This window comes from Niameybacter sp. (assembly GCF_036655075.1).
Lineage (GTDB): Bacteria > Bacillota > Clostridia > Lachnospirales > Cellulosilyticaceae > Holtiella.
In genome coordinates, this window is sequence record NZ_JAVVQU010000014.1 from 1 (window position 1) to 8293 (window position 8293).

Consider the following 8293-nt stretch of genomic DNA (forward strand, 5'->3'; position numbering starts at 1 on the left):
GGGAATAATTACCTTTTTGTATTACTGTTTTCTATTTTTCATACTTTATTTACTTAAATGTTTGGCACACATATAAGCAGTTGAAAAAGCTGCTTGTAAATTATACCCACCCGTATCGCCATCAATATCTAGCACTTCACCAACACAATAAAGACCTTTTTGCTTACGACTTTCCATTGTAGTAGGATTAATATGTTTAAGTGCAATCCCGCCTGCTGTAACCATAGCAGAGTTCATACCGCCAATACCTGAAAGATTGAAAGTGCACTTAGTAAGTTCTACAACTAATGCTTCTCTTTCCGGTTTAGAAAGACGTGCACAAGTTTGATCAAGCGGAATACCTAAATGTTCTAAAACAGTTTCACAAAAACTGCGCGTAAGCGATTCATACTTCTTGAGATAAGTGAGCAAAGCCTCTTTCCCCCGCTGTGGGATTTCCTTAGCAAATTGATCACGTACCATTTCATAATTTAAAGGATATAAAAAGTTCACTGTCAGTTTATCTCCTGGTGACATCCATCTAGTCCCATCTAAAATAACAGGCCCTGAAAGACCCTTATGTGTAAAGAGTAAGCTCCCATGACGTTCTACAACTTTCTTGTTATCACGCCACAAGGTTACCCCTGCATCTTTAAAAGAAATGCCTGATAGTGGACAATAAGTACGCTCATGCGTTGTGACATAAGTAAGTGCTGGATGTGGCTCAACGATATCATGTCCTAGCGAAGCTGCTAGATGATACCCATCACCTGTGCAACCTAAATGAGGAAATGATTTTCCGCCTGTTGCAATAATAATGTGATCTGCAAAGTAACGTTTTCCAGCTTCTGTTTCTATGGTGAAAATCTCATCATAAAGACTGATTTGATGTACAGACTGGTTATAAGCAATTTCTGCATTGTGCTTTTTGCACATCATTAAAAGTGCATTAAGCACATCTCCACTTTTCAGACTCTTAGGAAAAATCTTGCCATTTTCACGCATTTCGCTCGAAACACCTTCACGTTCAAAGAAGCGTACAGTATCTTCGTTGGTAAAAGTTGTTAAAGCACGTTTAATAAACTTCTTATGATCACCATAGCGTCCAAAAAACTCTTCTATTGGACCGCCATGTGTAAAATTACATTGGCCGCTTCCCGAAACAAGTAACTTTTTACCTGCTTGACTATTCTTTTCTAATACAAGTACTTTCTTACCTGCTTTTCCAAGGATTCCAGCCGCAAAAAGACCTGCTGGACCTGCTCCAATAATAATAGTATGGTAATGCATAGCTTCCTCCTTTTGTCTGACGTATACGCCCTTTATAGTTAATCTATCTTAATCATTATTGTTTAAATATGCTTAAAGTGATAAGTTCAGCATCTATACTGTTGAATCTTATATAAGTTATTGACCTAAAGGCGTCAATTTATACTTAGTTGCCTCTTCATGCGCCAGTTAAGCCGCTATATGATTAAAGCATTACTTTTTAGCAACCTTAATAGAATAGCAAGAAATATGTCGAAATGCAATGATTTTTAACAAAAAAAGTCCAGGGTTACCTGGACTTTTCTTGTGTTATAAAGACTTTTCTATTTTCCCATAAATATTGTGCACCGGATACAACTGTTAAAATTAAGGCAGCATAAGCTAGAAGTGTAGCAAGTAATGACCAAAAGCTTAAGTTGATAGGTGCTAGGTATACAATAATCATCATCATTTGGACAATGGTTTTAATCTTGCCTAGTGAACCTGCGGCAATTACAATATTTTCACTAGCTGCCACTAAACGCAAACCTGAAACGGCAAACTCACGTAGTAAAATGACCACTACAATCCAGGTAGGTAAGCTACCTGCCGGAAGTACACCACTCATATCTACAATAGCAATCATAGCCGCTGTTACGAGCATTTTATCAGCTAGCGGATCCATAAACTTTCCTAAGTTGGTGACAAGGTGATATTTGCGAGCAAGATACCCATCTAAGAAATCAGTAAAACTTGCAACAACAAATATCCCAAGTGCAATCCATAAAGTCATAGGAAGTCCAAGCCACGGATTCCAAATAACACCCATAAAAACAAACACCAATAGTATTCTTGCTAATGTAAGTTGATTAGCAATATTCATAACTCCATCCCCATTCTTTGACACTTAAATTAAAGTACCAATTAAATCGTAATCACTTGCTTCTGTAATTTCAACATCCACATAATCACCAGAAATGAGTTCCCCTTCAAAAGGAATGAACACTTGTCCATCAATTTCAGGTGCATCTTGATAAGAACGTGCAATGTACACATCTTCATTAGTCAATTTACCTTCAATCAGTACACGCATTTTTTGGCCTACTTTAGCCTGTGTTAAGGCTTCAGAAATTTCATGTTGGATAGACATAATGATATCTTTACGTTTCGCCTTAATGTCTTCATCAATTTGGTCATGGAGGCGTGCAGCTGGTGTACCTTCTTCTTGTGAGTAAGTAAAGACGCCAAGACGATCAAAGCGCATTTCCTTTACGAAGTTGCATAATACTTCAAAGTCTTCTTCTGTCTCACCAGGGAAACCAACAATTAAGGTTGTACGAATACCAATACCTGGTATTACTTCACGAAGCTTGTTCATTTTTGCAATAAGATCTGCATGTGTACTTTTTCTAGCCATACGCTTTAAGACTGGATCCGCCGCATGTTGAATTGGAATATCTAAATATTTACAAACTTTATCATTGTTTTTAATTTCTTCAATAAGTTCATCTGTAATATTTTCAGGGTAACAGTAAAGAATACGAATCCATTCGATACCTTCAACTTGTCCTAGTTCATTCAGAAGTTTAGCTAAAGTTTCATCTCCTGAAAGATCCGTCCCATATAAAGTGGTGTCTTGAGCTACTAAAATCAACTCACTTACGCCATCTTTAGCAAGACGTTTAGCTTCTGATATAAGTTGGTCCATTGGACGAGAACGATATTTTCCACGAAGAGATGGGATAATGCAATAGGTACATTTGTTATCGCATCCTTCTGCAATTTTCATGTAAGCAAAATAGCCTGCAGTTGTTAAAATACGCGGCATATTTTCAATATGTTCACGATCAATAGTTTCAAAGTTTTGAACTTTAATACCATTTTCTTTAAGAACCTCTGCAACAGTTTCAACAATCTTATCGTAAGAAGTTGTTCCAACTACAGCATCCACTTCAGGCATTTCATCTAAAATCTCTTGTTTGTACCGTTGGGCCATACATCCTGTTACGATTAGGGCTTTACAAGCACCTGTTTCTTTATATTTGGCTACATCTAAAATTTGTTCGATACTTTCTCTTTTAGCATCTTCAATAAAACAACATGTATTGACTACGAGAACCTCTGCCTCTGATTCATCTGCTATAAGTGTAAAGCCTGCTTCATTTAAGAGGCCTAACATATGCTCGCTGTCTACTAAATTTTTGTCACATCCTAAGGATACAAAGGCTATTGTATGTTTCAAATTCATTTCTCCTTCCTCATGGCTGCTGCTTGCACACAGTTGTGCATCAACATGGCAATAGTCATAGGGCCTACACCTCTTGGCACTGGGGTAATAAGACTTGCAATACCTTCACAAGATACAAAATCTACATCTCCACAGAGGTTACCATTTTCATCTCGGTTCATTCCAACGTCAATGACAACGACACCTTCTTTAAGCATATTACCTGTAATCATTTTGGCTACGCCAACAGCCACTACAAGCACGTCGGCTTGCTTCACTTCTTCTTGTAAATTTTTTGTTTTTGAATGGCACATAGTTACTGTAGCATGTTCTCTTAGTAAAAGCAAACTAATTGGTTTACCAACAATGTTACTTCTTCCCACAACAACGCATTTTTTACCCACTAAGTCCACTTGATAACGTTTAAGAAGCTCCATAATCCCAGCAGGTGTGCAGCTTACAAAACCAGGTGCACCTACTAAAAGAGCACCTGCATTAGCTGTATGAAACCCATCCACATCCTTACATGGATCAATAGCAGCAATAACCTTTTGTTCATCCATATGATGCGGTAACGGAAGCTGTATAAGGATTCCATGTATTTCAGTATCTTGATTAAGTACGTCAATGAGTTCTAATAAATGTGCTTCACTTGTTTGTTCAGGCAGCTCGTAAGAAAAAGATTTAATACCTACATATTCACAAACTTTTTTCTTATTGCCTACATATACTTTTGAAGCACTATTATCTCCTACTAAGACAACAGCAAGACCAGGCATAATGCCTGAATCTTGAAGCTGTTTGACTTTTACTTTAAGTTCATCTTTAATTTGGTTAGAGATTAAAGTACCATTTATAATTCGTGTTTCCATATCAATTCCTCCATTAGAAGAGACCAGTAATGACCCCTTTTTCATCAATATCAATAGCCTCTGCCGCTGGTTTCTTAGGAAGTCCTGGCATTGTCATCACGTTTCCTGTAAGCGCAACAATGAAGCCCGCTCCTGCTGATATCCTAACTTCTCTAATCGTTGTTGTAAAGCCCTCTGGCCTTCCAAGTGCTTTAGGATCATCAGAAAGAGAATATTGGTTTTTAGCCATACATACAGGTAAGTGTGAAAGACCAAGGTTTTCAATACGTGCAATCGCTTTAGCTGCATTCGCTTCAATCACCACATCTTTTGCGCCATAGATTTGGGTGGCAATTGTACGAATCTTTTCTTTAATGCTTAAGTCTTCTTCATAAAGGTATTTAAAATGGCTTGGTTTAGTCTCAAGTACTTCAAGAACCTTTTCAGCAAGTGCTACCCCTCCATTACCACCATGTTCCCATACAGTTGCTGGTGCAAAATCACAACCCAATGACTCACATTTTGCTTTGACATAAGTTATTTCTGCTTCTGTGTCCGTAATAAATTGATTCAAAGTAACAACAACAGGTACACCGAACTTATATACATTTTCAATGTGTTTTTCAAGGTTAACAATGCCTTTTTCTAGTGCTTCTAAGCTTTCTTCTTTTAAATCCTCTTTTGCTACCCCACCATTATATTTAAGCGCACGAATGGTTGTAACAAGTACAACAGCATCTGGTTTTAAGTCTGCTTTACGGCATTTAATATCAAAGAACTTTTCTGCGCCAAGGTCCGCACCGAAACCAGCTTCTGTTACGACGATATCGCCTAATTTAAGTGCAAGTTTTGTAGCTCGTACACTATTACATCCATGTGCAATATTAGCAAATGGGCCACCGTGCATGAGTACAGGTGTATTTTCTAAAGTTTGCACAAGGTTTGGTTTGATAGCATCTTTAAGAAGAGCTGCCATAGCACCTTCTGCATTCAGTTCACGTGCTGTAACAGATTTTCCTTCGTAGCTATAACCAATAATAATATCCCCTAATTTTTGTTTAAGGTCCATAAGATCAGTTGCAAGACATAAAATAGCCATAATTTCTGAAGCAACTGTAATCATAAAGCCATCTTGACGTGGAATGCCATTTAGCATACCTCCAAGACCAATTACAATATCTCTTAAAGCACGGTCATTTAAATCTACGCAGCGTTTCCACGTAATCGTTCTTGAATCAATTTGAAGGAGATTTCCTTGGTGAATATGGTTATCGATAATGGAAGCCAGGAGGTTATTTACTGCACCAATGGCATGAATATCTCCTGTAAAGTGTAGGTTGATATCTTCCATAGGGACAACTTGAGCATATCCACCACCAGCGGCCCCTCCTTTAATTCCCATACATGGTCCAAGAGATGGTTCACGAAGAGCAATAATTGCATTTTTTTGAAGTTTGCAAAGGGCTTGTCCAAGGCCTACAGTAATCGTTGTTTTACCTTCTCCAGCTGGTGTTGGATTAGTTGCAGTGACTAAAATAAGTTTACCATCTTTACGGTCTTTTACTTCTTCAAAGAGTTCATGAGAAAGTTTAGCCTTGTAGTTTCCATAAAGTTCTAGGTTTTCTTCGCTAATTCCAGTTCTTTTAGCAACTTCCTTAATTGGGTTCATAATAGCTTCTTGTGCAATTTGAATATCTGATTTAAACATCTTTATTCATCTCCTTTTGTGGTGTGTGTCATATTGAGTACTTTTCTAGGTTTACTCCCTTCATCCGGGCCTACGATGCCGCGTGCCTCTAGTGTTTCCATTAGCCTGGATGCTCTATTAAAGCCTATTCTAAAATATCTTTGTAACATAGATATAGAGAGTTTATCTTTACCGTTTGCTAAATTAATGGCTTCGACGATAAGTTCATCTTCATCACCACTTTCTATTGCAACGGGTGGTGCCGCAATGCTTTCAATAACAGCTTCTTCATATTGGGCAGTTCTTGTGTTTTTCACAGCTTCCACAATACTTTCAACTTCTTGATCAGAGACAAAAGCCCCTTGAATACGTAAAGGCTTAGATTCTCCAATAGGACAAAAGAGCATATCTCCCTTTCCAAGGAGTTTTTCAGCTCCGTTTGTATCTAAAATAGTTCTTGAGTCAATGCCTGATGATACAGCAAAGGCAAGTCTAGATGGAATATTTGCTTTAATAACACCTGTGATGACATCTACAGATGGGCGTTGTGTTGCAATAACTAAATGAATTCCCGCTGCACGTGCCATCTGCGCAAGGCGGCAAATGGCATCTTCTACTTCTTTTGCAGCTGTCATCATCAAGTCTGCAAGCTCGTCTATAATAATGATAATACTTGGCATTTTTTGTATAGGGTTGCTCACTTTAGTGTTAAACCCTTTCATATCTCTTACATTATTATCAGCAAAAAGCTGATAACGCTTGGTCATCTCATTTACGGCCCAAGCTAATGCGCCTGCGGCCTTCTTAGGATCTGTTACAACAGGAATAAGAAGATGTGGAATGCCATTATAGACATTTAGTTCCACGACTTTTGGATCAATCATAATCAGTTTAACTTCATCTGGGGAGGCCTTATACAGGATGCTTGTAATCAATGTATTGATACAAACGCTCTTTCCTGACCCTGTTGCACCAGCAATTAAGATATGAGGCATTTTTCCGATATCTGCAACAATAGGTTTACCACCAATGTCTTTACCTAATGCGAAGGCCAACTTAGAAGGAAAGGCTGTAAATTGATCAGTATCAATTACATCTCGTAAATAAACAATCTCACTAGATTCATTCGGTACTTCTATCCCAACAGCAGCTTTACCTGGAATAGGTGCTTCAATACGAATACCAGAAGCCGCTAAATTTAAGGCAATATCATCAGCTAAGTTGACAATTTTGCTAACCTTAACCCCTTGCTTAGGTTGGAGCTCATAGCGAGTAACTGTTGGACCCTTATGAATTTGAGTCACTTTTGCTTCTACACCAAAACTTAGGAGTGTCTCTTCAAGTTTTTTTGCATTGCCTAGTGAAGCACGAGAATTAGATTTTTGTCCTGCATTTTCATTTTTCTTTAAAAGCTGAAGAGATGGAAACGTATAAGGGATCTCATGGTGCAGGCTAGAATCCAAATCCTCATCAGCCTCGAAGACACTACTTACAGGTGCATCTGGATCAGTCATTAAATGCTTCATTTCTTGGAGTGCACGTGCCGGTGGTTCAGTGCTTGTTATAGGCTCTTGATACACGGATGTTTCTTCTAAAGGTTCTCTTATAGGTTCTTTAGGCATGTCATTTACCCCAAAATAGATAGGTGGGTGTTCAAAATGATCAGCTTCAAATCCATTGTCTTGAAGGACTACAGAAGATTCTAGTATTGGAGGCTGGTTGATCTTCTTTTCCCAAATCGGTTTAGATGTACGTACTCTACTTTGAACAACTTCTTGTATACGGGAATAAAATACTTGGAAGTTTTCGCTAAGCCAACTTAAAATGGGGAACTTTGTTGCAATAAGTAGCCAAATACCAAAGCTGGCAACAAGTACAATAAAACTTCCATAAATTCCAAGCAATGTCAGGAAAGTCTGTCCAATAAGTGCGCCGATATAACCCCCGTTGAGATAAGATGCCGTTTTATAGTAGTCTAAACTCCACAAAGTTAAAGTAGCACGATCGCCAAAATATACAAGGTGGAAAAAGCAAATGAACATGACAAGTAGTGGAACGACATAGAATAAAAAGTCAATCATTTTATCCAATGTCCTTTTAAGATAGTAATATCCCATGACAATCATTACAAAAGGCAAAAGATAACCACCTATTCCAAGCATTCCTACAAAAAGACTTTTAATGCCTGTACCGATCAGTCCAACTTGATTGGTAAACATACTTGCTAGAATCAACACACTAAACCCAATTAAAGCGACCCCTACGATTTCACTCATTAAGTCATTACTTATGGCATTACTT

Annotated in this window: 6 protein-coding genes; all 6 read right to left on the minus strand. The window is 38.0% G+C overall.

All coding sequences use genetic code 11. The annotated features are described in order from the left end of the window. Window positions 1-45: 45 nt before the first annotated feature. Window positions 46-1269 carry an NAD(P)/FAD-dependent oxidoreductase gene (locus RRY75_RS05550; protein WP_332493891.1) on the minus strand — a complete coding sequence of 408 codons (1224 nt, stop codon included), beginning with the start codon at window positions 1267-1269 and terminating at the stop codon, window positions 46-48. A 268-nt stretch (window positions 1270-1537) separates the two neighbouring features. Continuing rightward, window positions 1538-2110 carry a CDP-diacylglycerol--glycerol-3-phosphate 3-phosphatidyltransferase gene (pgsA, locus tag RRY75_RS05555; protein WP_332527740.1) on the minus strand — a complete coding sequence of 191 codons (573 nt, stop codon included), beginning with the start codon at window positions 2108-2110 and terminating at the stop codon, window positions 1538-1540. Window positions 2111-2134: 24 nt separating this feature from the next. Next, the gene (gene rimO, locus RRY75_RS05560) at window positions 2135-3475 is read right to left on the minus strand and encodes a 30S ribosomal protein S12 methylthiotransferase RimO (protein ID WP_334309876.1); all 1341 of its coding nucleotides are present in this window, start codon (window positions 3473-3475) and stop codon (window positions 2135-2137) included. After that, window positions 3472-4326, minus strand: a complete 855-nt coding sequence (gene folD / locus RRY75_RS05565) for a bifunctional methylenetetrahydrofolate dehydrogenase/methenyltetrahydrofolate cyclohydrolase FolD (protein WP_332527742.1) — start codon at window positions 4324-4326, stop codon at window positions 3472-3474. Before folD ends, rimO begins: the two co-directional genes overlap by 4 nt. A 13-nt stretch (window positions 4327-4339) precedes the next feature. Next, the gene (locus RRY75_RS05570) at window positions 4340-6013 is read right to left on the minus strand and encodes a formate--tetrahydrofolate ligase (RefSeq protein ID WP_332494582.1); all 1674 of its coding nucleotides are present in this window, start codon (window positions 6011-6013) and stop codon (window positions 4340-4342) included. Between the two features lie 2 nt (window positions 6014-6015). Beyond that, window positions 6016-8293 (minus strand): FtsK/SpoIIIE family DNA translocase (locus tag RRY75_RS05575; protein WP_332527743.1); only part of this gene is annotated, 2278 nt, incomplete at its 5' end.

Excerpts from the sequence above, each read along its gene's own strand:
- RRY75_RS05550 (WP_332493891.1), bottom strand. The coding sequence starts at position 1,269 with ATGCATTACCATACTATTATTATTGGAGCAGGTCCAGCAGGTCTTTTT.
- pgsA (WP_332527740.1), bottom strand. The coding sequence starts at position 2,110 with ATGAATATTGCTAATCAACTTACATTAGCAAGAATACTATTGGTGTTT.
- rimO (WP_334309876.1), bottom strand. The coding sequence starts at position 3,475 with ATGAATTTGAAACATACAATAGCCTTTGTATCCTTAGGATGTGACAAA.
- folD (WP_332527742.1), bottom strand. The coding sequence starts at position 4,326 with ATGGAAACACGAATTATAAATGGTACTTTAATCTCTAACCAAATTAAA.
- RRY75_RS05570 (WP_332494582.1), bottom strand. The coding sequence starts at position 6,013 with ATGTTTAAATCAGATATTCAAATTGCACAAGAAGCTATTATGAACCCA.